The organism is Amycolatopsis sp. NPDC004625, assembly GCF_040609695.1.
GTDB lineage: Bacteria > Actinomycetota > Actinomycetes > Mycobacteriales > Pseudonocardiaceae > Amycolatopsis.
Genome location: NZ_JBEXKX010000121.1, coordinates 1 through 1544 on the forward strand (window position 1 = coordinate 1; position 1544 = coordinate 1544).

Sequence of the window (1544 nt, forward strand, 5' to 3'; positions counted from 1 at the left end):
GTCAGGCCGATCCAGTGCCGCTGGAAGACGGGCGTGTTGTCCTCGCCCAGGGAGTCGCCGTACCCGGCGGCGTCGTCACCCGCCCACCAGGTCGCGTCGAACCGGCCGCGCAGGTCGTCGAACCGGCCCTGGGCCCAGCGGGCGGTCGCGCGGTCGCCGCGGCTTTCGGCCATGGCGGCCAGGTCGGCGAGGCCGCGGACGTAGTAGACGGTGTTGTCGAGCTTTTCCGCGCCCATGCCGGGACGTTCGACGTTGCCCAGCCCCTCGGGCCAGCCGTCGTGGTCGGCGTCGAGGTTCGTCGCGATGTACTCCAGCGCGCGGGCGGAGAGGTCGTAGAAGTCGTCGAGGACCCGGTTGTCGCCGGTCCAGCGCCACAACAACGCGACCACGCTCGGGAACTTCGCGGTCTCGTCGGTGTTGCCCGGGTCGCCGTTCGCACCGAAGTACACGTCCCCGGTGGAAACGACTTCGTGCACGATCTTCCCGCTGCGCCGGTTGACCAGGTCGCTGACGTCGCGCAGCGCGCGCAGGTGGTCGCGGACCAGGTCGAAGCGGCCGGCCGCCACGGCCGCGAAGGCGCTGTACTCCCCGTCGGTGCCGAACAGCCACGGGTAGTCGGGGAATCCGGCGCCGATCCAGCGGGCGGCCGGGACGGTGCCGACCGCGGGCGGGTAGGCCGTACCCGCCGACACCGGCCGGATCCGGAGGTTCCCGGCCTGCTGCACCGAATCCGCGAGGTTGCTCTTGCTCCACCGCACCGCGGCCTGCAGCGCCCGGTCACCCGGCAGGTCCACCTGGGTCGGCGCGACGGCGGCCCGTCGTCCGGCGAGCTTGCCCGCCCAGGCGGCGGCCGGGCCGGCCAACGCCGTCCGGACGGAGCGGGCCGCTTCGGTGGCGTTCGCGGTGGAGCCGGCCACCGCGAACCACAACGTCTTCGTGCGGCCGGCCGGGACGTCGACCCGGTAGTCGAGCGCACCGCCGGCGCCCTTGCCCGCGCTGCTGTCGTCGCAGCGAGGCGGAGCCGTCCCGGACGGCGGGCACAGCACGGGCGGATCCTGCGGACCTCGGTGCGTGCCCGTCGTGGCGGTCGCGACCGGGCGCTGGTCGCCGGCGACGACCGCGCTGTAGTCGTGCGGACGTGCCCCCGGCGCCGTCCCGGTGTCGCGGAAGGTCAACGCCGTCCCGTCGGAGCTCACGGTGTCGGGCAGGTCGACGGAAGCCGAGGACGGCGTGGTCGACGTCCACGGGTAGGCGGGCACCAGCTCCGAGTGGGCGTCGACCCGGAGGGCGACCGTGCGGCTCACCGGGCTGCGCAGGCTGAGCGCGACGAGCGTGGTGGCCGATCCGTCCGGCACGAACTGGACGCGCTCCGCCGTCAGGCCGCCCGCGGTCCGGTAGCGGAACCGCTCGTAGCCGTCGCCGCTGGCGTAACCGACCGCGGTGGTCCCGCTGCCCAGCCACTGATCCCCCACCCGGAACCAGAGCCCGTCGAGCAGCTTGATCGGCGGCGCCCAGAACCCGCCCATCTCCCCGCGGATGTGGAA

At 74.2% G+C, this 1544-nt stretch carries 1 protein-coding gene; it reads right to left on the bottom strand.

Annotation, left to right across the window (positions count from 1 at the left end; genetic code table 11):
- Positions 1-1544, bottom strand: a 1544-nt coding sequence (locus tag ABZW17_RS46680; protein WP_354829475.1) for a hypothetical protein, incomplete at both ends; no start/stop codon positions are given.